Origin of the sequence: Tistrella bauzanensis (assembly GCF_014636235.1) — a bacterium.
Taxonomy (GTDB): domain Bacteria; phylum Pseudomonadota; class Alphaproteobacteria; order Tistrellales; family Tistrellaceae; genus Tistrella; species Tistrella bauzanensis.
This window is the reverse complement of record NZ_BMDZ01000012.1, coordinates 1-23,765: the sequence shown is the minus strand read 5'-3', so window position 1 is coordinate 23,765 and position 23,765 is coordinate 1. Positions and strand designations below refer to the sequence as shown.

Below are 23,765 nucleotides of genomic sequence, written 5' to 3'. Positions count from 1 at the left end.
CCGCTCAGCCCTCCTCGCCGCTATCGTCGCCGGCCTGCCATTCCTTGACCCGGGCCAGATGGACGTAATCGGAATAGCGCGGCGCCGCCCAGGCCCGCGGCCGGGCCATATAGGGGTGATCGGGGCGATCGAAGGTGGCGATCAGCCGCTGAAAGCCGGCGCCGTGTTCAGCGATCAGCGCGTCGGCGGTCTGGCCCGGCTTCAACACCTGGATCTCCGCCCCGGCCGGACGACGCCCCGACAGCCGCCAGAAGGCCAGTTCCGACACGGTGGCAGCGGGGATGCCGTCGAACCCGCCCCGGTCCAGGATCAGGGCTTCCAGCGGCAATTGCGGCGCAATGCCGCGCTGGATGTCGCGGCCGCTGGGGGGGCTGCCGGTCTTGTAGTCCAGGATCGCGAAACTGCCATCGGCGAACCGGTCGATGCGGTCGGCCACCGCGGTCAGGCGGAACGGTCCGCCCGGTGCGTCCAGAACGACCGATCCGCGGATCTCGGTATGACTGGCCGCAAGACCGGTCCGACGCGCCCGCTCCACCCCCACGAACCAGCGGGCGATGCGTTCGAACCGCGGCCACCAGAAGGCGATCACCGCCGGCGGCAGCCGCAGATCGGCGGTCACCGCCCGGCCCAGATTCAGCAGCCGGGCCTCGGCATCCACGGGCATAGGCGCGGGCGCCCGCGACACCTCGCGCACGAACCGGTCCAGCACCGCATGGATGAAGCGGCCGCGCTCGGCAGCCCCCGGATCGGCATCCACCGGGTCCAGCGCCTCCAGCCCCAGCACATGGCGGGCATAGACCGCGTAAGGGTCGCGCATCAGGGTTTCGATCTGGGTGACCGACAGCCGGCGCGGCCGCCTGTCGACCGGCGGACAGGGTGCCGGTGGCCCCGGCCGGACGGCCGGGGCCACCACATCCAGCGACCGCGCCCAGCCGGCATAGGGCAGCGCCGCGCGGGCGGCGCTATCCGCACGGGTAAGGCCGGCCCCCGCGATCACCGCATCCAGCCGCAGCAGCCAGCGCGACGGCACGGTGGGCGTGCCGTCGACCTTGGCCGAACGGGTGACCAGCACCCGCGGCGCCGCCAGTTGCGACCACATGTCGTGGGCGGCAAGGCCGGTGCGGCGTTCGGCCGGCGGGAAACCCGCCTGCCGGCGCATGGCCGGACTCAGCCAGGGGTCGGGGCCGGGATCGCGCGGCCAGCCGCCTTCGTTGGCCCCGCCCAGAATGACCAGATCGGCCGATAGCAGCCGGGCTTCCAGCGGCCCCAGCACCTGAAGCCGGGGATGGCTGCGCCAGCGCGGCCGAAGCGTGCGATCCGACAGCAGCGCCGACAGCAGGGCGGGATAGCGGCTGACCGGTATCGCCCCCAGAATGCCCGCCTCGTCGCGCAATTCCGCCAGCGCCTGCATCAGCGCCTCGCCGGCCTCGCCGCGCCACAGCCGCTCGGCGCCGGTCTGGGCCAGGGCCGGGGTGATGTCGTCGGCGATGGTGGCGGTGGTGGCGGCAGCGGCGGTGGCGGCCAGATCGGCGGCGCCGGTCTCGGCCAGGGCTTCGGCGGCGGCGACATGGGCATCCAGCAACTCGTCGAACCCTGCCTCGCCATCGGTCATCATCGCCGCGAAATCGCCGATGCGTTCGTCCAGCCGCTCGATCCAGGGTCCGAGCGTCGCGGCCACGGCCTGGATGCGGCCATGATCGCGGGCGCCGGTATCCGCCAGCGCGCCATCCAGCGCCGCGCGCAGCCCGGCCATACCGGGGGCTGGCCTGGGGCCGCGCAGCAGGGTTCGTTCCAGCAACCGGCCGCCGGCGCGAAACTGCCCTGGCGGCAGGCCGCCCGCCGCCAGCGGATGCTTGACCAGCGCCAGCAGCGGCACCGGCGCCAGCCGCTCGGCGGCGGCCCGGGCGATCAGATCCAGAAACACCGCCGGCCCGCTCGCCATCAGCGGCCGGCCGGCGCTGTCATCGAGGTTCAGGCCCCAGCGGCGCAGCTCGCCGGTCACCCGCCGCGCCAGCCGGCGGTCGGGGGTGACCAGGATCGCGGTCTGCTCAGGGGTCTGGAGCACAGCCCGCATGGCGACCGCGATCGCCGTTGCCTCGGCACGCGGATCGGCCGCGTCCAGCCGGTCCAGCCCGTCCAGCGACGTCGGTCCCACCACCGACAGGTTGGCCCAGCGGTCGGTGGTCTCGGCCGGGCGGAAAGCCTCGGCCAGCAGGATGCGGCGGTCGCGACCGGCGCGGATCTGGTCGCGGGTCACCGCCGGCCATACCGGTATGGCCGCGGCGGTCAGCCCCAGCTCGTCGACCAGCCGGGTCAGGGCATTTTGCGGATGGGTCGGATCCTGGCGGATCGCCACCAGGGTGTCGGCATCCGGGGTCTCGTCCAGCGCCGGCAGAACCACGGCGCCCTGGGGCAGACCGGCCACCGCCCGGATCAGCGCCCGTGTGGCCGCCTGGCTGCCGGTCGATCCGGCGATGATCACCGGGTCCGCGGGTGGCTCGGCCGCAAGCCGGGCGGCCTCGGCGCGCAACAGCCGGTTGCGGCGGTCGATGGCGTCGATCGCACCGGACTCGGCCAGGATCTCGGGCCAGAAACGGCGGATGATGTCGACGAAGGCCAGCACCTCCTGCCAGTGCCGGGCCAGGGCCTCGGGCACCAGCCGGTCGAGCCGGGCAAGGTCGACATCCTCGACCAGCGCCTCATCGAGCAGGCGGGCCAGGGCATCGGCCAGCCGGGTCGCCTCGTCCAGCGTCAGGCTCTGGCCATGATCGCGCGCGCTCCAGCGTTCGATCAGCCGCGCCAGCCGCATCCGCCGGGCCAGCGGCGACATCGCCGGCGGCAGGGCCAGGATGTCGGCAGCGGCCCCCGGATCACCGGCCTCGGCCAGCATCAGCTCGTCGGCCTCGACATCGCCCAGCGGCTTCAGCCGGGGCAGCAGAGCGGCGCGGCCATCGGCGGCGACCAGAAAGGCACGGGCCAGTTCGTCGATCGCCCGGCGCGTGGGCAGCAGCACGGTCATCCGGCCCAGCCGCTCAGGATCGCCGCCGGCGGCATCGATCAGCCCGCGAGCCAGCACATCCAGAAACGGAATGCCCGCCGGCACCCGCCACACCCCGGATGGAAACCGGCAGGCAAGGGCAGCGCTGCGGCCCCGGCGGCCGGCGGCCGACATCGTGCTGTCGCTCATGATCTGGCGCTCATGATCTGGTGCTCATACCGGCGATCCCCCTGCATCCGCGACCGCCGGTGCCCGCCCCCTCGGCGTCAGCCGGTTACGGGATCAGCCGATCAGGTCATGGCGGCCGCGCACCACCCGGTCGGCCAGCCGCACCGCCTGTGGCGTGCCGACGGCCATATAGACACCATCATGCACCACGCCATACAGGCGTTCACGCTCGATCGCCCGGTTGAACAAAAGGTTGAGCGAGAACGGCCCGTCGGGCAGGTCGGTGAACAGCGCCGGGCTGAGGATCTGCAGGCCGGAATAGAGATAGGGCGCCACTTCCCATTCATGGCGGCGGCGCAACTGACCCAGCTGGTCCATGACGAAATCGCCGGTGCCGCCATAACCCAGCGCATAGGGCATCGGCACCAGCAGCAGCAGCGCGTCCATGCGTTCCGGGTCGAAGGCGCGCGCCAGCACCTCGCAGGCGTGGGTCGGGCCGTTCAGCAGGATCTGGTCGGAATTGGACACAAAGAACGGCGCGTCGCCCAGCAGCGGCAGCGCCTTCGCGACACCGCCGCCGGTTTCGAGCAGCGTGTCCTCGTGGCTTTCCAGCAGTTCGATCGCACCCCCTGAGCGCGTGGCCAGTTCGGCCCGCAACCCCGCCAGATGCGCCGACAGCCTGGCTGCGTGATGATGGGTGTTGACCACGATCCGCGGCACGCCCACCTCGACCAGCCGGTCGAGCGTCCAGTCGATCAGCGGCCGGCCGGCGACCTCGACCAGCGGCTTGGGGCGATCATCGCTCAACGGCCGCATGCGGGTGCCGAGCCCCGCCGCCAGCACCATGGCGCTGGCCGGCATGCCGCCGCTGCCGGGCCGCCCCGCCGCCGGCTTGGAATGATCTGCCGTCGCAGACCCGGACAGACCAGAATGACCGGACAGATCGGAGGTGGTCATGCGGGGTCTCCTTCGACAGGGCCGGGCGGAACCGCCGTGGTGCGACCACGGGCGTCCCAGGGCAGATGCTCGTCCAGCCATTCGGCCAGAGGGTGCAGAGCCGGGTGCAGCAGATCGTGTTCGATCATCCGCCACACCCGGGGCTGATAGTCCAGATAGCGGGGCTTGCCGTCGCGCAGATGCAGGCGGGCGAAGATGCCGGCGATCTTCATGTTGCGCTGGGCGCCCAGCACCGCGCAGGCGGTGCGGAAGGTCTCGGTATGACCGGCGCCGCCATCGGCATCACCGGCGGCACTGTCGCCAGCGAGGCCACGCCGGCGCGCCAGATAGCGACCGACCATCGCCTCGGCCAGATCGGGAGCGACGTCGCGCCGCGCGTCTTCCAGCAGCGACACCAGGTCATAGGCCGCATGGCCGATCAACGCATCCTGGAAATCGATCACGCCCACCCGCGCCGTGCCGCGACGGCCGGGCAGCCAGAGCAGGTTTTCGGCATGATAATCGCGCAGCACCAGAACCTGTGGCACGCCGACCGTGGCCAGCAGCGGTTCAAGGACGGCGATGAAGCCCTGGCGTTCGGCATCCGTGGCCGTGCGGCCCAGCGCCAGCGGCCAGTACCAGTCGATCAGCAGCAGCGATTCGGTCAGCAGCACATCAGGGCCATAGACCGGCACGTCAAGCGCCGCCGCGCCCGGCCGGTCGTGCAGATCGGCCAGCAGATCGACGGCACTGGCATAGAGCGCCGTCTCCAGCGTGGGATCGCGGTCGATCGCCACCCGGAACAGATCGTCGCCCAGATCCTCCAGCAGCACGAAGCCGGTATCGGCATCGGCGGCCAGCACCGTCGGTGCCGACAGGCCCAGCGCCTTCAGATGCGCGCAGACCTTCAGGAACGGCCCGACATCCTCGTGCGGGGGCGGGGCATCCATCAGCACCGCCGTCTGGCGGTCGAGGCGGAGCCGGTCATAGCGGCGGAACGAGGCATCGCCGGCCAGGACCACCCGCTCGGCACCGCGCCATCCGGCGCGGGCGATGAAGCGCGCCCGCTCCAGATCACGCGGTTCCGGCTCGGCGCCGGCGGCCATGACCACCGGGATGGCGGGTGGGGTGACGGGTGGGACGTCGGTCATCGATCATTCCGTGACGGGGCGGATGGGCCGGACGCATCGGGTGCCTCAGCATCACCGGCATCATCCGCGGGAAGTTCACAGGTATGACGCCCGAGCCGCGCCGTCCAGTCGCCCGGCGCATCGATCGTGACCACGCGCGCGCCATCATCGGCGATGGAGAAACGGAGCCTGAGCGCGTCGCGATCCAGCCGGCCACCGGCACGCTCAGGCCATTCCACCAGCACCAGACCGCCGGCTGCGGCATCCTCCAGCCCCAGTTCGTCGATCTCGTCGGGATCGTCGATGCGGTAGAGATCGGCATGGGTGACCTCGACGCCGTCGAGCGCATAGCTCTGCACCAGGGTGAAGGTCGGGCTCGGGACATCGATGTCGGCGCCGGCGAGGCTGCGGATCAGCGCACGGGCAAAGGCGGTCTTGCCGGCCCCCAGATCACCATCCAGCAGCACCATGCCGCCATCGCGCAGAACCGGCGCCAGCCCGCGGGCAAACGCCGTGGTATCCGCCTCACGCGCAAGGCGGATCGGCCGCGGCGAACCGCCGGCACCGCCGGTGTCGAGCGACCGGCAGGGCCTATTCCCGGATGGTGCTGTCATCGGGGCGTTCTAGCCTGTTGACCGGCATCGAGCAAGGGGCGCGGGACAGATCAGCCCGCAAGCCCGATATGCGCCACCAGCGGCGCGATGATCCGGTCCAGGGCGGCACGGGTCGGCAGATGGCCCAGCCCCTCGATCGGATGCAGCCGCGCGCCGGCGATGCGGGCAGCACCCTGGGCGGCCTGCGCGAAAGGCACCACCGGATCGGCGGTGCCATGGATGAACAGGGTGGGACAGGTGATGCGCCCCAGCAGGTCCGCGCGGTCCCCCGCCGCCTCCACCGCCGCCATCTGCCGGCCGGTGCCCAGCGGCCGATAGCTGCGGGCGACGGCAGCCTCGATCCGGTCGCGGTGCTCGTCATCGCCGGCCGTCAGCGCCGTGCCGTCGAGAAGGCGAGACTGGGCCACGAACAGCGCGACATCGGGCGCGCGCAGCAGGCTCTCGGCACGGGCCGCCCCCAAAGCGTCGCGCACCTCCGCCGCCGCCTCCACCCGCCGCTGGCCACCCGACGACATCATGCAGGCCAGCGACGCCACCCGGCCGGGATGGTTGGCGGCGATGATCTGGGCGATGCGCCCGCCCATGGAATAGCCGACCAGATGCATCCGGTCATACCCCAGATGGTCGAGCAGGGCCACCGTATCGGCCGCCATGTCATAGAGGGTGTAGGGCGTGGCCGGCGGTGCGCCCTGATCGCCCAGCACCACGGGGCCGAAGGCGCTGGACAGCCCGGCATCGCGGTTGTCGAACACCACCACCGGGTGGGTCCGGCGCACGGCATCCAGCAGCGCCGCCGGCCAGTCGGTGGCCTGCATCGACAGGCCGTTGATGAAGATGACCGGACATCCGTCTGGCACCGGCAGCCCCTCCGGCACCTCCGGTGCCAGCTCGGCGCAGGCGATCGTCATGTGGTCCAGATCGACCAGACGGGTTTCGATGACGGTCACGACGCAGAGTTCCTTCGCGTGTCGGATTGTGGACGGCAGATGGGGCGGGACGGATGGTCAGGCGGCGGATATCGCCGCCGGGCGCGGTGCATCGACCGCCGCCAGAACCGCGCCGGCCAGATAGAGCGAGCCGCAGATCAGGATGCGCGATGGCGGGTCGCCGGCGGCATCGCCGACGGCCTGGCGCCAGTCGGCGGCGGCGGCGGCATCCAGGCCGCGCGCGCGGGCGGCGGCGGCAAGATGCTCCGGATCATGACCCGGGCCGCCGGGCACCGGCACCATGCGCAGCCGGATGGCACTGCCCAGCGGTGCCAGACTGTCGAGCACGGCATCGGCATCCTTGCGCGCCAGCAGGCCCAGCACCATCAGCACCGGCGCATCCGACCACGGGCCGGCGATCTGGCGGGCCAGCGCCTGCATGGCATCGGGATTATGGGCGCCATCGATCCAGATCCGGTGACGGCGGGCGGGGTCCAGCGCCGGCAGCGCCCGGTGCAGATCATCGGTCACCGGTTGCAGGCGACCGGGATGAACCACCCGGCGCAGGCCTTCGGCCATGGCGGCTTCATCGGCCATCGGGGCAAGGCCGGGCACGGCGAAGCCGGCGATGCGGGCCAGCGCCAGCGCCAGCGCCATGTTGCCGGCCTGATGATCGCCGGCCAGCGCCGGGGCCGGCCAGTCCCCGGCGGCAGGGCCGCCTTCGATCACAAGACCGGCGGCAGGGCCGCCAACGACCGCCGGCCGGCCGGCCCCCGGCATGTCACCCCCCCGAATGGCCGCCTGCCAGTCGCGGCCGCCTTCAACGAGCGGCGCACCCGCGGCCTGGGCCGCGGCACGGATCACGGCACCGGCCGCAGGGTGCTGGTCGGCGGTGGCGGCGGGGCAGCCGGGCTTCAGGATCGCCGCCTTCTCGGCCGCGATCAGCGCCAGCGTGTCGCCAAGGAATTCCATATGGTCGAAGGCGATGCGGGTAATGCCCACCGCCGCCGGCCGCGCCACAAGATTGGTGGCGTCCAGCCGGCCGCCCAGCCCGGTTTCCAGGATCACCAGATCGCCCGGCGCCTCGGCGAAGGCCAGGAAGGCGGCGGCCGTGGTGATCTCGAAGAAGGTGATCGGCCGGCCGGCATTCACCGCCTCGATCCGCAGCAGCAGCCTGACCAGATCGGCCTCGGCGATCGGCTGACCCGCCAGCGCGATGCGTTCATGGAACCGCACCAGATGCGGCGAGGTATAGGCATGCGCCCGCAGCCCGGCGGCACGGGCGATGGCGCCGAGGGCCGCCACCACCGATCCCTTGCCATTGGTGCCGGCGATATGGATCACCGGCGGCAGATGGTCCTGCGGATCGCCCAGATCGGCCAGCAGGCGGCGGATGCGCCCGAAACCCAGCTCGATTTCAGTGGTATGCAGCCGGCCCAGCCGGTCCAGGATCTGTGCGCTCTGGTCCATGACGACGGTTCCGGCTGCGACGGCGGGGCTTGCAGAAGAGGGGGGCCTTGCGTGGGCGCGGGGTCAGCCCGCCTTGGGGTCAGCCGGGGCCGGGGCGGCCGGCGCCGTTTCGGCGCGCGCCACGGCCTTGCCATCCGCGGGCTTGCCCTCGGCCTGGCCGGCGGGCACCGGCTTGGTGGCCGCGGGTCCGGGCTTCGCCATGGCATCCTTGCCCGACGGCACCTTCGACGGCGTGACGGTGCGGGTGGTGACGCTGCCGCTGGCCCGCTCGGGCTGGTCGATGGCGGTGCCGGGGCGCGGCGCCACATGCGGCAGCTTCAGCAGCAGCTTCAGCGTCCGCGCCAGCGTGGCCTTCAGCTCCTTGCGCGGCACGACCATGTCGAGCATGCCGTGTTCCATCAGGTATTCGGCGCGCTGGAAGCCCTGGGGCAGCGCCTCGCGGATGGTGCTCTCGATCACCCGCTGGCCGGCGAAGCCGATCAGCGCGCCGGGCTCGGAGATATGGATATCGCCGATCATGGCGAAGGATGCGGTGACACCGCCGGTGGTGGGGTCGGTGAACACCACGATATAGGGCAGGCCGGCCTCCTTCACCCGGTCGACCGCCACTGTGGTGCGGGCCATCTGCATCAGCGACAGCGCGCCTTCCTGCATGCGGGCGCCGCCCGATGCCGGAAACACGATCAGCGGCCGCTTCTTCTGCACCGCCACCGCCGCCGCCTTGACCAGCCCCTCGCCGACGCCAAGCCCCATCGATCCGCCGAGAAACTCGAAATCGAACACCGCACACACCGCAGGCACGCCGCCGATCCGGCCCTCGCCCACCTGGATGGCATCGGCCTCGTCGGTCTTGGCCTGGGCCTCGCGCAGACGGTCGGTATAGCGCTTGCGGTCGCGGAAGCGCAGCGGATCGGCGGTCACCTTGGGGGTGTCGATCCGGTCATAGGCGCCGTCGTCGAACAGCATCGCCAGCCGCTGCTTCGCGGGCAGCCGCATATGATGCCCGCAATGGGTGCAGACATGCAGGTTTTCCACCAGATCGCGGTGGAAGATCATCTGCTCGCAGGATGGACATTTGTGCCACAGATTGTCCGGCGTCTCGGGCTTGCGGACCAGCGCCTGGATCTTGGGGCGGACGAAGTTCGACAGCCAGCTCATGCGATGGGGCTCTCCGTTCGGATGCCGGACAAGAGGGATGGGATCATCGGGGACGGACCGGTCAGGATGCGGCCGGCGTGGCCGCGCCGCGCACGCCGCCGGCAAGCCGGCTGACCAGCGCCCGCACCCGGTCGGGGGCGGTCGCGGGCGCGCCGTCGAGCACCGCCTGTTCCACTTCCTGCACGATCGCCGAGCCGACGACGACCGCGTCACCGATAGCGGCAAAGGCAGCCGCCTGTTCAGGGGTTCTTATACCGAAGCCGATCGCGACCGGCAATTCGCTTGCCGCGCGAATTCTGGCGACAGACGGCGCCACTTTCGAGATATCGGCGGCGGCCGTGCCGGTGATGCCGGTGATCGAGACATAATAGAGGAAGCCGCTCGCCCGGCCCACGACCAGGGGCAGACGCTCGGCCGAGGTGGTCGGTGCCACCAGCCGGACCAGCGCCAGACCCGCCGGGTCGGTGAAGCGGACCAGTTCGTCCTCTTCCTCGGCCGGCAGATCAACCACGATCAATCCGTCGACACCGGCGGCGATGGCATCGGCTGCGAAGCGTTCCGGGCCATAGGCATAGATCGGGTTGTAGTAGCCCATCAGCACGACCGGGGTGTCGGTGTCGGTCCGGCGGAAATCGCGGACCATATCGAGTACCTTGACCATGGTCACGCCGGCGGCCAGCGCGCGCAATCCGGCGCGCTGGATCGCCGGGCCATCGGCCATCGGGTCGGTGAAGGGCACGCCCAGCTCGATCACGTCGGCGCCGGCCATGGCCAGTTCGGCCATGACCCGGGCGCCGGTTTCAAGATCCGGATCGCCGGCGGTGACGAAGGTGACCAGACCGGCGCGGCCTTCGGCCTTCAGGCTGGCGAAGCGCCGGTCGATGCGGGCGCTGCCGCCGGCCAGGGCGGCCGAAGACGCAGCCGGTGACGCGGCGGGGGAAACGGGCAGGCTATCGGTCAGGGCGCTCACAGATCCACTCCCAGCGCTTCGGCGACGGTGAAGACGTCCTTGTCGCCGCGGCCACACATGTTCATCACCAGAATGGCGTCGCGCCCCAGAGTCGGCGCGGTCTTGATCACCTGGGCCACCGCATGGGCCGGCTCCAGCGCCGGCAGGATGCCTTCCAGCCGCGCGCACAGCTTGAAGGCATCGAGCGCCTCGTCATCGGTGATCGCGGTATATTCCACCCGGCCGATATCGCGCAGCCAGGAATGCTCCGGGCCGATGCCGGGATAGTCGAGCCCGGCCGAGATCGAATGGGCGTTCTGGATCTGGCCGTCGGCATCCTGAAGCAGATAGGTGCGGTTGCCATGCAGCACACCAGGGGTGCCGCCGGCCAGAGAGGCCGCATGCGCGCCGCTGTCGATGCCATGGCCGGCCGCCTCGACACCCATCATCCGCACGGCGGGATCGTCGAGGAACGGGTGAAACAGCCCGATGGCGTTCGATCCACCGCCGATGCAGGCCACCAGCAGATCGGGCAGCCGGCCCTCGCGCTCCAGCACCTGGGCGCGGGCTTCCTCGCCGATGATCGACTGGAAATCGCGCACCATCATCGGATAGGGATGCGGGCCGGCCGCCGTGCCGATGCAATAGAAGGTATCGTCGACATTCGACACCCAGTCGCGCAGCGCCTCGTTCATCGCGTCCTTCAGGGTGGCGGTGCCCGACGACACGCCACGCACCTCGGCACCCAGCAGGCGCATGCGGAACACATTGGGCTTCTGACGGACAATGTCGGTGTCGCCCATATAGACCACGCAATCCATGCCCAGCCGCGCGCACATGGTGGCGGTGGCCACGCCATGCTGGCCGGCGCCGGTCTCGGCGATGATCCGCTTCTTGCCCATGCGCTTGGCCACCAGCAACTGGCCCAGCACATTGTTGATCTTATGGGCGCCGGTGTGGTTCAGCTCGTCGCGCTTCAGATAGATCTTCGCGCCGCCGAGATGCTCGGTCAGCCGCTCCGCCAGATAAAGCGGGCTGGGCCGGCCGACGTAATCGCGCTGGAACAGCGCCATCTCGGCCGCGAAGGACGGATCCCGGCGGGCGGCGTCATAGGCCTGCTCCAGTTCCAGGATCAGCGGCATCAGGGTTTCGGCCACGAAGCGGCCGCCGAACAGGCCGAAGCGGCCATGCTCGTCGGGGCCGGCGCGGAAGGTGTTGGGTGTGTGCGACATGAACCGGCTGTTCCTGGGCTTCAGTCGGAACCGGGCGCGCCGGTTCCCCTGGTGACGGCGCCGGGGGCCTCTGGCCTCCGGGCAAAGGCGGCGCGGGCGGCCGCGACGAAGGCGGTGATCGCCGCCGGATCCTTGACCCCCGGGGCGGTCTCCACCCCGGACGAGACATCGACGCCATCGGCGCGGGTGCGGATGATGGCGTCGGCGACGGTGGCGGGCGTCAAGCCACCCGCCAGCCACCACGGGCGGCCGGCGGTGGCGGCGGTGAAATCGGGGCCGGCGAGCAGATCCCAGTCGAAGGACCGGCCCAGCCCGCCGGGGCGGTCGGCATCGACGGGGGGGCGGGCGTCCAGCAGAAGCAGATCGGCCTTCGATGCCATCGGGCGCAAGGCCATGATGTCGGCCGCATCGGCGATGCCCGCCGCCTTGATCACCGGCAGGCCATAGCGTGCACGCACCACGGCGATACGCTCCGGCGTCTCGTGGCCATGCAGTTGCAGCAGGCCGGGGGCCAGCGCATCCACCGCCGCATCCAGCACCGGCCAGTCGGCATCCACCGTCAGCAGCACACGGGTCAGCGGGGCATTCGGCCCGTCAGCCGGCAGCGTCGCCGCCAGCCGGGCCAGATCGGTATGGTCGACATGGCGCGGCGAGGGGCCGAAATGCACGAAGCCAAGATGGCTGGCACCGGCCCGGATGGCGGCATCGATCGCGGCCGCGTCCTTCAGGCCGCAGATCTTGATCGCCCCTGCCCTGTCCGTCTCTGGCCCGGCGCCGGTCATCGGTCAGGCGGCTCCCGTCAGTTCGGCGGCCGCGATCTCGGCGGCGATGTCCGCGGCGGCGGCGGCCGGATCGGCCGCCTCGGTGATCGGGCGCCCCACCACCAGCACATCGGCGCCGCCGGCGCGGGCATCGGCCGGGGTCATCACCCGCTTCTGATCGCCGCGCGCGGCATCGGCCGGGCGGATGCCCGGCACCACCATCAGCGGCTGTGCACCGAAACGCGCCCGCAGCCGGACAAGTTCCGTGGGCGCGCACACGATGCCGGCGGCGCCATGGGCAAGCGCCGTATCGGTCAGCCGCAACACCTGGTCGCTGGCCGGGCCGCGCTGCCCCACCGACATCAGGTCGGTGTCGTCCATGCTGGTCAGCACGGTCACCGCCACCACCGCCGGCGCCCGGTCGATGCCAAGCCGTATGGCGGCTTCGGCCGCCGCCTCGCGCGCCGCCTTGATCATGGCGGGGCCACCCGACGCGTGGATGGTCAGCAGCGCCGGCGCCAGCGGTGCCACGGCGCGCACGGCACCTGCCACGGTGTTGGGGATATCGTGAAACTTCAGGTCCAGGAACAGCGGCAGATCGGGTGCTGCCGCGCGCACGCGGTGAACACCGTCGATGCCGTTCGCCATGAAGAATTCGAGCCCGAGCTTGATGCCGCCTGCGCTGGCGGCGACGGCCTTGGCCAATGATGCCGCGCGCTGCACATCGATGGTGTCGATGGCGACGAACAGCGGATTATCGAAGCGTGGGCGATTGATCTTGCTCATGTCCATCCGGTATTTCGCAAACCTCCGGGCTTATACCAGAGCCGGCCGCGAAGGGCCTACCCGATTTCCACCGCGAATGCCGCATGGGCACCGGCCAGGGGGCGTTGCCGCCGGACCAGGTGCCCGGGTGTGTGATCAGGCGCCGCCCGTGGCCCGGCGCAGGGCCAGTTCGGCCGCCACCAGGTCTTCGAGCGAATGCCCGACCGATTTGAACAGCGTCACCTGGCCGCCATCCCGCCGCCCGGGATGACGGCCCGACGACAGATCGGCCAGATCGCCGGCGATCCGGTCCATGGCGAAGCGGCCGGCGGCCACCGCCTGGATCAGATCGCCCGCCTCGGCCGCGGCACCGTCGCGGCCGTCGACAAACACATCCGCGCGTGCCACCGCCTCGGCATCGGCCTCGCACATCGCCGGCATATAAGCGCCGACGAGGTCCAGATGAGTGCCGGGCGCCACCAGCTGCCCCCGGATCAGCGGCACGGTCGCCCGGGTCGCGGCCGAAATGATGCAGGCATCGGCCACCGCCGCGTCCAGGGCATCGGGGGATACCACAGCCACGTCCAGCGCCGCGCGTTCCGCCGGGGTCAGTGCGTCGATCACCGCCTGGGCGGCATCGGCGCGCCGCGCCCACACGCGGATGCGGGCAAGGCCCGGCCGGAAGGTGACATGGGCCCTGATCAGGTGCAGGGCAAGGGCACCGGCGCCGATCACCAGCAGCGTGCGGGCATCGGCCCGCGCCAGATGGCGCGCCGCCAGCGCCGAGGCACAGGCGGTGCGGCGCTGGGTGATGGCGGCACCGTCCAGCAGCGCCAGCGGCGCCGACGTCTCGCGGTCGAGCAGCAGATAGCTGCCGATCACCGTCGGCAGGCCGACGCCCGGATTGTCGGGCATCACCCCCACCACCTTCAGACCGATCGCGCGCGGGTTCCAGGCCGGCATCACCAGCAGGGTGCCGTCGCTGGCACCGGGCCGGGCCGGCGGCAGGTGATGATGGGCACGCGGCGGAATGTCGTCGGGCATCGCCGCGAAGGCCGCACCCAGCGCATCGATCAGCGCGTCGTAACTGAGCGCCGCATGAACGGCATCGGCATCGATGACGCGGATCGTGGTGGAACGGCCGGACATGGTGAGAAGAACTCCGTGGCGATTGGGGCGGCGGCATCGGCGGCATGCCGGGCGCATCGCCGCAGGCGGCAGCCATCAGTCCTGGGGACGCGGGCTGCCCGACAACCGGCGCTATGGCGTGCGGGTCAGGCGGCGCTGCGGCCGGGCAGGCGCAGATCGGAACCGGCTGTGCCCGGCAGGGCCGGCCCCGCAGGGGCGGCAGGGGCGGACGGGGTCGATGCCGTGGCGGCGCGCAGCCGGTGCATCTCGCCTTCCAGCTCCTCGACCCGCCGGGCCAGCCTGCGGGCACGGGCACGATGCCGGCCGGCGCGCAACCAGGCGATCAACCCGCCCAGCAGCAGCCCCAGCAGCAGGGTTGCCTCCAGCGCCAGAAACAGCGGCAGCGCCAGTTCCAGGCCGAAGGGCCACAGCGACAGAACCACACCCGTCCGGTTGCCGATCGCAAAGGCGGCAACGATCACCGCGATCAGGGCAAGCAGGGCGAATTTCAGGGCACGCAGCATCGGGCCGGCATCCTCCGGGGGCGGGTGAAACATCAACAGATGCGATCATAACCGAAAACGCGCGCCATGTGGCGCGCGTCATCGATGTGATCATCACCCCCCGCCGCAGCGCGGTCGCGACAACCTGCCGCAGCGCGGTCGTGATCACTCGCCGTTCAGGCGGTCGCGCAGTTCCTTGCCGGTCTTGAAGAAGGGCACGAATTTCGACGGCACGCTGACCGTATCGCCGGTGCGGGGATTGCGGCCGGTGCGCGAGCGGCGGTGCTTCACCGAGAATGCCCCGAATCCGCGCAGTTCAACCCGGTCCCCACGCGACAGCGCCTCGGAAATCTCGTCGAACACCGTGCTGACGATCTGCTCGACATCGCGCTGATAAAGATGGGGATGGCTCGCGGCGAGGCGGGCGATCAGCTCCGACTTGGTCATGATTATGCTTGGTCCTTGGGTAAGACGATATGTCTGGCCGGGCTCTGGCGAGCCGCAGGTATCGATGGCCGAATATGGCGGCACTGCATTGCAGGCCAGGGCGGCCCCCGCGAAGAGAGCTGCCGGCAGTCATGCATCCGTCATGTTCAAGTCAGGGGCGAGGGTGCCAAACCGACACGAGCCCGTCAACACTAAGCCGTTCAGCCAGTTCGGTATTTTTCAGCAGGCTGTGCACGATTGCATCGCTTGCCCTGGCGAACAGGCCGCGATCATCATCCGGCCGGGGGGTGATATCCTCGATCGGCAGCGCCGCGTCCAGCCCCTTTTCGGCATCCAGCCAGTCCAGCGCCGCATCCCGGCCACCCAGCGCATCGACCAGACCGGCGGCCAGCGCCTGACGGCCGGTGAAGATCCGGCCGCTGGCGGCAAGGTCCAGAGCCTCGCCCTCCAGCGCACGACGGGTGGCGACAAGACCGCGGAAATACTGATAGCTGTCGGCCACCACCTCCTGCAGCGCGGCGCGGCCCTCGTCGGTCAGTTCTTCCATCGGATTGGGCTGGGCCTTCAGCGGCGCGCTCTTGATCAGCTCGGCCTCGATGCCAAGCTTGCGCATCAGCTCGGTGCCCTCAACCGCCTGAAGATAAACCCCGACCGATCCGGTCAGGGTCTCGCCATGGGCAAAGATCCGGTCGGCGCCAAGGGCGGTCATATAGGCGGCCGAGGCGGCGATGCTCTCCATCACCGCCACCACCGGCTTTTCTTCCGCCACCCGGCGCAGCGCCTCGAAATTCAGCTCGCCGCCCACTGTGCTGCCGCCGCCGCTGTCGATCCGCACGATCAGCGCCTTGATGCCGTCGTCCTCGGCCACCTTGTCCAGCCGCTCATACAGATCGTCATCGGGGGCGATGAAGCCGCTGATCTCAAGCTCGGCGAAACGGTCGCCCCGGAACGGGCCGGTGGCGCGGTCGATGGCGCCGCCGTCGAACAGAACCGCGCCCAGCACCGCCGCCAGCAGGATGGCGGCGATCCGCCAGACGGTGATTCCGCGCTTCAGGCGGCGGCGGTCAACGGCACGGTCGACGTCGAAGGGTGACATGCGGTGGAACCTCGAAAGCGGCGCTTGTGCCACCCCGGGGCGGCGTTCGGCCCCATCTATACCCCCTGCGCCCGCAGGCTCCAAGTTTCATCGCCACAGCATTATTTGCCGACATCGGTCAACCCGGCGACCAGCCGGCGTTGCAGCAGGATCACCAGAATGACCGGCGGCGCCATCGCCACCAGCGCCCGGCCCATGGTCAGCCCCCAGCGGGTTTCGGCATTGTCGCTGGGCAGGGTGCGCGCCACCCCCATCACCACCGTCGCCATCCGCTCATCGGTGGTGATCAGCAGCGGCCACAGATACTGGTTCCAGCCATAGACGAACAGGATCACGGTCAGCGCGGCGGTGGCCGGCGCCGCCAGCGGCAGGGCGATGTCGCGCAGAAAGCGCAGCGGCCCGGCGCCGTCGATCCGCGCCGCCTCGACCAGTTCGCCCGGCACGCTCAGAAACACCTGACGATACAGGAAGGTGGCGGTGGCCGAGGCGATCAGCGGCAGGATCAGCCCGGCATGGGTGTCGAGCAGGCTGGGCGACAACCCGATTTCGATGCCCAGCAGCCGCAGGCCCGCCACCAGCGGCCCCAGCGGATCGGCCGCGACCGCATAGGTCGGCACGATCCGCACCTCGACCGGCAGCATCAGCGAGAAGAAGATCGCCCAGAACGCCAGATTGCGGCCGCGAAAGCGGAAATAGACGATGGCGAAGCCGGCGGTCAGCGACACCGCGATCTTGGCTGTGGTGATGCCCACCGCCATGATCAGGCTGTTGAACAACTGGCGCTGCACCGACGGATCGGCCAGCACGCCGGCGATGGTGACAATCAGCCCCGGCCCGGGCAGCGAGAACAGGGTCAGCCGGCCATCCTCGGTCATCGAGGCGATGGCGGCGGCATACCAGACCGGCAACAGCATGGCGACCGCGCCGATGCTGAACAGGCAGATGGCCAGCGCCCGGAACACCGGATCGCGCCGGACCATGCCGCCGGGGAGAGAGGGCGCCTGCCGCTTACGCATAGGCCACCCGCTTCTCGATCCAGCGGAACTGAATGACCGTCAGCACGCCGACCAGCGCCATCAGGATGATCGACTGCGCGGCCGACCCGCCCAGATCCTGGGCCTGGAAGCCGTCGCGATAGGCCTTGTAGACCATCAGCCGGGTGGCACCGCCGGGACCGCCCTTGGTGATGGCGTCGACGATGCCGAAACTGTCGAAGAAGGCATAGATCAGGTTCATCACCAGCAGGAAGAAACTGGTCGGCGAGATCAGCGGCCAGACCACATCGCGCAGCCGCCGGAACGGCCCGGCGCCATCGATCGCCGCCGCCTCGATCAACGAGCGCGGCACCGAGCGGATCGCCGCGAAGAAGAACACGAAGTTATAGGAGATCTGCTTCCACACCGCCGCCGCCACGATCAGCGCCATGGCATCGGCGCCGTCGAGCAGCGGGTTCCAGGCGATGCCGGCCTGATGCAGCAATCGCGCCAGCACCCCGAAGCCCGGATGCATCAGGAACAGCCACAGCACCCCCGCCACCGCCGGCGCCACCGCATAGGGCCAGATGATCAGCGAGCGCAGCCCCGGCCGATCGCCCAGCACCCGATCGGCGGCCGCCGCCAGCGCGAAGGCGATCGCCATCGACACCCCCGCGACCAGCCCCGCGAAGATCAGGCTGGCCCGGATGCTGTCGGCATATTCGGCCTGGGCGAACAGCATACGAAAGTTGTCTAAACCAACAAAAATACCATCACCGGTAAATGGGTCGGACAGATAGAACGCCTGCCGCAAGCCTTCCGCCGCCGGGCGGAAGAAGAACAGCGCCAGCACCGCGAGCTGTGGCGCCAGCAGCAGCCAGGGCAGCATGCGGCCCCGGAAGACCGGATTGGTTGAAACAGACGACGCAGACATCAGGGACCAGACGGGTTCGGGCGGCACAAGGCCGATGACCGGCGCGCCAGCGGCCGCGATTCCGCGACCGGTGACGCGCCGGCATCGCCGGGTGTCGGTGTCGGTTGTGGATGGAGGGGGCCGGTTACTGCGCGATCGTGCGCTCGAACCGCTCCAGCAGCGGATTGGCGCGGCTGACGGCGCTGTCCATCGCCTCGGCGGCGGTGGATTTCATCGACCAGATGTTCTCAAGCTCCTCGTTCAGGATCTCGTCGATCTGGACCAGATAGCCCAGCCGGATGCCCCGGGTGTTGTCGGTGGGCGTGCCGCGGGTCAACTGGCGGATCGCCAGTTCCTGATGGGGGAATTTCTCGTAATAGCCCTCGGCCTTCGCGGCCTCATAGGCATCCAGCGTGATCGGCACATAGCCCGAGACCTTGTGCCAGTCGACCTGACGCGGGGTTTCGGCCAGAAACGCCAGGAACGCCGCGACACCTTTGTAGACCTCGGGCGTCTGGCCGTTCATCACGAACAGCCCGGCGCCGCCGATGAAGCTGTTCTTCGGGTCGGCGGTGCCGGCCTCCACCGGCAGCAGCGCCGCGCCGAACTGGAATTTGGCCTTCTGCGAGATGCCGCCATAACCGGCCGAGCTTTCCAGCATGATCGCGCAGCGCCGGGCATAGAACGCCTCATGCGCGCCGGTCCACTGGCGGCCCTGATACTGCATCAGCCCGTCCTTCACCCAGCGCTGCAACCGGTCGAGATGGGCCACCATCTTCGGGTCGTTCACCGACAGCCGCGCGCCGGGGCCGTTCATGCCGTTGGCCGGCGTCGCCACCGGAATGTCCTGGATGAAGGCGTAGTTCTTGATCAGCGTCCATTCCTGCCACGACGGCACCACCGGGCAATCCACCCCCGCCGCCTTCAGCTTCACCGCCGCCGCCTCCAGATCGTCCCAGGTCACCGGCACCGCCGCGACGCCGGCCTTGGTCAGAAGGTCGCGGTTGAACCACATCAGCGGCGTCGAGGTGTTGAACGGCATCGCGATCTGACGGCCATTCTCCTGATAGGCCGCGATCACCGGCTGGATATAGCGGCTCCAGTCGACATCCATGCCGGCCTCGCGCATCACCTCGTCCACAGGCTTCGCCGCCTTGGAATAGATCACCGTCGGCGCCGCCGGCGCATGGACCTGCACGATCGCCGGCGCCTTGCCGGCGCGCGCCGCCGCGATCGCGCCATTGATCACATCGTCATAATTGCCCTTGAACACCGCGTGCACCTTATAGTCCGGCTGCGACGCGTTGAACTCATCGGCATAGCGGGCAATGGTCTTGCCCAGGGTAATGTCGGGCGAATGGGCGTGCCACAGATCGAACTCGGTCGCGGCCACCGCCGGCGCCGACACGCTGAGCAGGGCAAGACCGGCGAGGCCGAAAGCGGCCGCGCGCTGACGGATGGGGCGCATGTGACTGGCTCCTTGGGGAGAGGATCGGATGCAGATGACGAAGCGGCCTCTTGTCGTGCCCGGCTTCGCCATAACCCGGCTTCTCCATAAACAATACACATGGCACATGACATGCTTATGAATGTGACTTATGGAATCTGGTACTGACAGCCACAGGGCACGGCCGGCATGGCCACAGCGGGGACCGATGAATTTCAACCAGATGCGCGCCTTCCACGCCGTCGCCATGGAAGGCGGCTTCTCCGCCGCCGCCAAGGCGCTGGGCGTCACCCAACCCGCCGTCACCGTGCAGATCCGCGGGCTTGAGACCGAGCTTGGCGTGCGGCTGTTCCTGCGCCGCGGCCAGGGCGCCGTGCCCACCGCCGCCGGCGAAACCCTGCTCGCCCATGTCCGCCGGATCATGCTGCTGGTCGACCGCACCGCCGCCGAAGTCGCCGGCAACCCCGCCATCGGCGGCGGCATCGTCCGCCTGGGCCTCAGCACCCCCGCCACCATCATGGGCCTCGCCAAGCGCTTCGCCGATGCCCACCCCGGCGTGGAGCTGCGGCTCGCCACCGGCAACACCGAACAACTCATCGAAGACCTGCTCGCCTGCCGCGTCGACCTGATCGCCGCCAGCCATATCGACCCCGACCCCCGCCTCGCCGGCGTGGTGCTCGACCGCCAGCGCCTCACCCTGCTGGTGCCCGAAGGCGACCCCCTCGCCGCGACCCCGGACCCCCTCCCCCTCCACGCCCTCGCCAACCTGCCCCTGCTGCTGCGCGAGCCAAGCTCCGTCACCCGCCAGCTGTTCCTGAAAGCCGCCGACACAGCCGGCATCCCCATCCGCATGGCCGCCAGCCTCGGCAGCCGCGAAATGATCCGCGAAGCCACCGCCGCCGGCCTCGGCTATGGCATCGTCTTCGACGGCGAACTCGGCCGCGACAACCGCCTGAAACACCGCCCCCTCGAAGGCGACGGCCTGGAAGCCGATGTCCGCCTGTCCTGCCTCCCCGACATGGCCGACCTCGGCATGGTCGCGGCTTTCCTGGCTTTGGCCCGGGGGGATGAGGTGGGCGGATGACTAGGCCGGACGCGGACAACACCGGCGGTCAGTGCCCATAGCTGGCAATGGGTGGGGGGCCATGAGCAGCGCGGTGTCCCGGCTGCGCCGGGATCGGTTTGCTTTATTGTTTGAAAGTCGCCGCACATTTGGACGGAGCGTGGAGCATCTCTGGGTGAGAGATGCAATAAAAATTCTTACATATATAATGATTTATGTCCGCTATTTTACAACTCGCCACGCCTGGGGCCACAGCGCATAGTCCGCGCATGTTGATACCAAATCGCATCCGCTATTGGCGCGATCAGGCCGGGCTGACCCAAGAGCAGCTTGCGGACGCCATCGGCGCGACGCGGCAGACGGTCCACCATCTCGAACAGGGCAAGGGCGGCATCAGCCCCGATAAGCTGCGCGGCCTGTCACGCGCGCTCAAGGTGGAACCGTGGCAACTGCTTGACGGCAGCGAGATCGCCGACGCCGCTGTACGGCGCGAAGCACCCACCCTCGACGAGGTCTATACAGCCGCTCTGGCGGTTGAAAAATGGGTCCGACAAGGCGGATTCGCGCTCTCCCCGGAAGACAAGGCCAGCTTGGTGCGCACCGTCTGCCGCCATATCGCAAAGCTGCGCGGCCAACCCGCCGAGCATGTCGCCGAGATCGTCGCCGCCTTTCTGGCAGCGGGGACCGGGAAATAACCCCGCTGGCGGAGCGCGGGCCATTAAGCGACGATATGTAAGAAAATATCTTACGTATCTCTGTACGGATGCCCGGAAAAGAATTACTTTCTGTCCTGGCCATCAACGGCCCGTCGCCGTGATCACAAGGCGCGCCCCTCCGGCACGATCGAGCGGAACACCGCGACATGACCAAGCCAAGCTGGCCCCACGCCCCTGACGACGAGATAGCTCAGACAGCCCCCTGCCCGGTCGCGGCGCTGGCCGCCGATTGGGCCATTCTTGACGATCAGATCCTGGATCACTGGTCTGTGCCGGAAAACGAGCCCGAGATCTGCGTGGCGCTCGACACATGGCGCAACGCGATCGCCACCCACGCGCTGAACCTGACCGCCACATCACCGGCCGGCGCCGCGTTTCAGGCCTATCTGGTCAGCCTCACCATCGCCATCGCCGACAGCCCCGACCTGCCCCCGGACGACCGCGACCGCCACCTGAAGGCCGCAGCCAATGGCGCGCGCAACCTGACGCGATATCTGACAGTGGCGCGCTGGCGGCAGGCTGCGGGGTGAGCCTCACGGCCCGCGAATGTCTCGCCGGCGGGCTTCGGGTCATGTGCCTGCATGCGAACGCGATTTCACTCCACGCTTCCGCACGGGGCGCGACTGTAGCGCGCGAAACGGTTTGGCACCGATTTTGGTATGCCTTGTCACCTTGCCTGTGACTGACTGCAGGCACCCTCAACGCCGGCGGCCATCGACCGGGCGAGGTAGTTGCTACCGGCGGTCGGCTCAAGCTGCACCTCCATTGGAGTGCCGGCGAACCGAACAAAACCGACATAGCTATTTTTGGCGTTCACTTCCCCGCAAACGATGCGCCCGCCGGCGCCATGCGACAGCACGCGGACGTTCCAGATCTGGGTGGTGGCTGGATCTTCATTCGCCCGCGGATCTGGCTCGTTGTGGCCTCCGCGAGTTAGGTGTCGGTCATATTCAGAGCGCGGGGCGCCGGATTCCGTCGTTTCGACGCTTTGGCTGCCGATGATCGCAGCCGACGGGCCGGCCTCACACCCGACCCGTTCGCGGTCGCGCATCACGAGATGATGATCGATGATCTCGAATACTCTATCGCGACGAAAGCGCAGAAACCAGCCATAGACCGTCGTCACCGGCGGAAGGTCTTTCGGCAACAGGCGCCACGCGATTCCTCCGCGCAGGACGTAGAAGATTGCGTTCACGATCTCACGCATCGGCCACTGACGCGGGCGGCCTGTCCGGGCTGGCGGGGGCATGAACGGGGCGATGACTGCCCAATCCGCGCCGCTCAGATCGCTTCCATAACGCAGGGCATCGCAGCTATACTACCGACGGGTGGCAGGTGCCCACATGCGGTTCTCCAAACAGGCTTTGACAACCGTTTGGAATCACAAACGGGTCTCGCTATCCATCTCTTTTTCAGTTTCGAGGCGGACTCTAAGGAGCGGCAATGGCAGAGATCACGGATAAGACGATAAAGCGATTATTCGCCTTGTCCGGAAACATCTGCGCATTCCCTGGGTGCGGGTTGCCAATCGTCGACAAGGCCGGGACGGTTACAGGGGAGATCTGCCACATCACAGCCAGAAGACCAGGCGGCCCGCGTTACGATCATTCACTATCAGATCGTGATCGTAACGGATTCAGCAATTTGATTCTCCTTTGTGCGCATCACCACAAGGTCGTTGACTCGGAACACCAAATCTATACGACTGACACTATCCAAGGTATGAAGTCAATTCACGAAAAGGTCGCTGGCCGTCCGGAACGAGCCAGTGACATGGTCTTCGCAAATATCCTTCTGAATGACATGAACCGGATTGCAGTTGCACAGAACACAGGCAATGTCGCTATCAACAGTCCCGGCGCAATTCAGGCCCATGAAGTTCACATTCGAACAAGTCGTCAGTCAGTGAAGATCAACGCTCCTCCTGGAACAATAGGATTTGATCAGGAGGCTAGTCGTTATGTGCAATATCTGATCGAACGCTATAATAAATTCGCGAGCGCGAATCGGACGCGGGCGTCGAAATTCAACTATGGAGCCATTTCTAAGAACGTCGAGAACAATTTCGGAGCGCCATGGCGCTTGTTATCGATTGAGGAATTCGAGCCCGTTTGTCAGTATCTCCAGAAGCGGATTGAACGGACAATCATAGCCAAAACGAACGCAGCAAGAGGAGAGCGTGCTTACTCCAGTTATTCGGAATTCAGCACGCGGTAAGCTATTTCCATGGTCGCGGACGCGCTAGATCGGCACCACATCTTGCGGGAATCCACGTTCGAAAGGCGATCGCATAAGAGGCTGTTGCCGAATGCCCGCTACCCATGGTTTGACGCCGTCTGCTGACGGCTTGGGAGCTTGGCGGGGGTCTCGC

Annotated in this window: 22 protein-coding genes and 1 pseudogene; 4 read left to right on the top strand and 19 right to left on the bottom strand. The window is 68.8% G+C overall.

Going from position 1 to position 23,765, the window contains the following annotated elements:
* Positions 1–4: 4 nt before the first annotated feature.
* From addB to ugpB, 18 genes are all read right to left on the bottom strand, one after another.
* On the bottom strand, positions 5–3,187 hold the full coding sequence (gene addB, locus IEW15_RS07320; RefSeq protein WP_229707895.1) for a double-strand break repair protein AddB: 3,183 nt from the start codon (positions 3,185–3,187) through the stop codon (positions 5–7).
* A gap of 93 nt (positions 3,188–3,280) precedes the next feature.
* Positions 3,281–4,027: a nucleotidyltransferase family protein gene (locus tag IEW15_RS07315; protein WP_188576425.1), complete on the bottom strand. Its 747-nt coding sequence runs from the start codon at positions 4,025–4,027 to the stop codon at positions 3,281–3,283.
* A 92-nt stretch (positions 4,028–4,119) separates the two neighbouring features.
* Positions 4,120–5,253, bottom strand: a complete 1,134-nt coding sequence (locus IEW15_RS07310) for an aminoglycoside phosphotransferase family protein (protein WP_188576313.1) — start codon at positions 5,251–5,253, stop codon at positions 4,120–4,122.
* Entirely contained in the window at positions 5,250–5,846 is a 597-nt protein-coding gene (tsaE, locus tag IEW15_RS07305; RefSeq protein ID WP_188576311.1) for a tRNA (adenosine(37)-N6)-threonylcarbamoyltransferase complex ATPase subunit type 1 TsaE, read from the bottom strand. The genes IEW15_RS07310 and tsaE overlap by 4 nt, the downstream gene beginning before the upstream one ends.
* 50 nt (positions 5,847–5,896) lie before the next feature.
* Positions 5,897–6,793, bottom strand: coding sequence for an alpha/beta fold hydrolase (locus tag IEW15_RS07300; protein ID WP_188576309.1), 897 nt, complete (start codon positions 6,791–6,793; stop codon positions 5,897–5,899).
* Between the two features lie 57 nt (positions 6,794–6,850).
* Complete coding sequence (locus IEW15_RS07295; RefSeq protein ID WP_188576307.1) at positions 6,851–8,242, bottom strand: bifunctional folylpolyglutamate synthase/dihydrofolate synthase; 1,392 nt, start codon at positions 8,240–8,242, stop codon at positions 6,851–6,853.
* Between the two features lie 63 nt (positions 8,243–8,305).
* On the bottom strand, positions 8,306–9,400 hold the full coding sequence (gene accD / locus IEW15_RS07290; RefSeq protein WP_229707894.1) for an acetyl-CoA carboxylase, carboxyltransferase subunit beta: 1,095 nt from the start codon (positions 9,398–9,400) through the stop codon (positions 8,306–8,308).
* A gap of 61 nt (positions 9,401–9,461) precedes the next feature.
* Positions 9,462–10,304, bottom strand: coding sequence for a tryptophan synthase subunit alpha (gene trpA / locus IEW15_RS07285; protein ID WP_188576423.1), 843 nt, complete (start codon positions 10,302–10,304; stop codon positions 9,462–9,464).
* A gap of 62 nt (positions 10,305–10,366) precedes the next feature.
* Positions 10,367–11,581 (bottom strand): tryptophan synthase subunit beta, encoded by a 1,215-nt coding sequence (gene trpB, locus IEW15_RS07280; protein WP_188576305.1) that lies wholly within the window; start codon positions 11,579–11,581, stop codon positions 10,367–10,369.
* 20 nt (positions 11,582–11,601) lie between these two features.
* Positions 11,602–12,363: a phosphoribosylanthranilate isomerase gene (locus IEW15_RS07275; RefSeq protein WP_188576303.1), complete on the bottom strand. Its 762-nt coding sequence runs from the start codon at positions 12,361–12,363 to the stop codon at positions 11,602–11,604.
* Positions 12,364–12,366: 3 nt separating this feature from the next.
* Complete coding sequence (gene pyrF / locus IEW15_RS07270; RefSeq protein ID WP_188576301.1) at positions 12,367–13,128, bottom strand: orotidine-5'-phosphate decarboxylase; 762 nt, start codon at positions 13,126–13,128, stop codon at positions 12,367–12,369.
* Positions 13,129–13,263: 135 nt separating this feature from the next.
* The gene (gene lhpI, locus IEW15_RS07265) at positions 13,264–14,256 is read right to left on the bottom strand and encodes a bifunctional Delta(1)-pyrroline-2-carboxylate/Delta(1)-piperideine-2-carboxylate reductase (RefSeq protein ID WP_229707893.1); all 993 of its coding nucleotides are present in this window, start codon (positions 14,254–14,256) and stop codon (positions 13,264–13,266) included.
* 125 nt (positions 14,257–14,381) lie between these two features.
* A complete protein-coding gene (locus IEW15_RS07260) occupies positions 14,382–14,759 on the bottom strand; it encodes a lipopolysaccharide assembly protein LapA domain-containing protein (protein WP_188576299.1) in 378 nt (125 codons plus the stop codon).
* 144 nt (positions 14,760–14,903) lie between these two features.
* Positions 14,904–15,185 (bottom strand): integration host factor subunit beta, encoded by a 282-nt coding sequence (gene ihfB, locus IEW15_RS07255; protein WP_188576297.1) that lies wholly within the window; start codon positions 15,183–15,185, stop codon positions 14,904–14,906.
* A 151-nt stretch (positions 15,186–15,336) separates the two neighbouring features.
* Positions 15,337–16,281 carry a signal peptide peptidase SppA gene (sppA, locus tag IEW15_RS07250; RefSeq protein WP_188576294.1) on the bottom strand — a complete coding sequence of 315 codons (945 nt, stop codon included), beginning with the start codon at positions 16,279–16,281 and terminating at the stop codon, positions 15,337–15,339.
* Positions 16,282–16,382: 101 nt separating this feature from the next.
* Positions 16,383–17,261: an ABC transporter permease subunit gene (locus IEW15_RS07245; protein ID WP_188576419.1), complete on the bottom strand. Its 879-nt coding sequence runs from the start codon at positions 17,259–17,261 to the stop codon at positions 16,383–16,385.
* 28 nt (positions 17,262–17,289) lie between these two features.
* Positions 17,290–18,189, bottom strand: coding sequence for a sn-glycerol-3-phosphate ABC transporter permease UgpA (ugpA, locus tag IEW15_RS07240; RefSeq protein ID WP_188576292.1), 900 nt, complete (start codon positions 18,187–18,189; stop codon positions 17,290–17,292).
* A 124-nt stretch (positions 18,190–18,313) separates the two neighbouring features.
* Complete coding sequence (ugpB, locus tag IEW15_RS07235) at positions 18,314–19,636, bottom strand: sn-glycerol-3-phosphate ABC transporter substrate-binding protein UgpB (protein ID WP_188576290.1); 1,323 nt, start codon at positions 19,634–19,636, stop codon at positions 18,314–18,316.
* Between the two features lie 202 nt (positions 19,637–19,838).
* Between ugpB and IEW15_RS07230 the strand changes: the two genes are divergently transcribed.
* The 3 genes from IEW15_RS07230 (at position 19,839) to IEW15_RS07220 (ending at position 21,924) form a co-directional block, all read left to right on the top strand.
* Positions 19,839–20,699: a LysR substrate-binding domain-containing protein gene (locus IEW15_RS07230; protein ID WP_188576288.1), complete on the top strand. Its 861-nt coding sequence runs from the start codon at positions 19,839–19,841 to the stop codon at positions 20,697–20,699.
* A gap of 248 nt (positions 20,700–20,947) precedes the next feature.
* Entirely contained in the window at positions 20,948–21,373 is a 426-nt protein-coding gene (locus IEW15_RS07225; RefSeq protein WP_188576286.1) for a helix-turn-helix domain-containing protein, read from the top strand.
* A 167-nt stretch (positions 21,374–21,540) separates the two neighbouring features.
* The gene (locus IEW15_RS07220) at positions 21,541–21,924 is read left to right on the top strand and encodes a hypothetical protein (protein WP_188576284.1); all 384 of its coding nucleotides are present in this window, start codon (positions 21,541–21,543) and stop codon (positions 21,922–21,924) included.
* Between the two features lie 413 nt (positions 21,925–22,337).
* Here IEW15_RS07220 and IEW15_RS25805 read toward each other — a convergent pair.
* A pseudogene (locus IEW15_RS25805) lies at positions 22,338–22,697 on the bottom strand (transposase); the annotation flags it as partial.
* Positions 22,698–22,837: 140 nt separating this feature from the next.
* Here IEW15_RS25805 and IEW15_RS07210 point away from each other — a divergent pair.
* Positions 22,838–23,611 (top strand): HNH endonuclease signature motif containing protein, encoded by a 774-nt coding sequence (locus tag IEW15_RS07210; RefSeq protein WP_188576280.1) that lies wholly within the window; start codon positions 22,838–22,840, stop codon positions 23,609–23,611.
* The last annotated feature ends 154 nt before the right edge of the window (positions 23,612–23,765 follow it).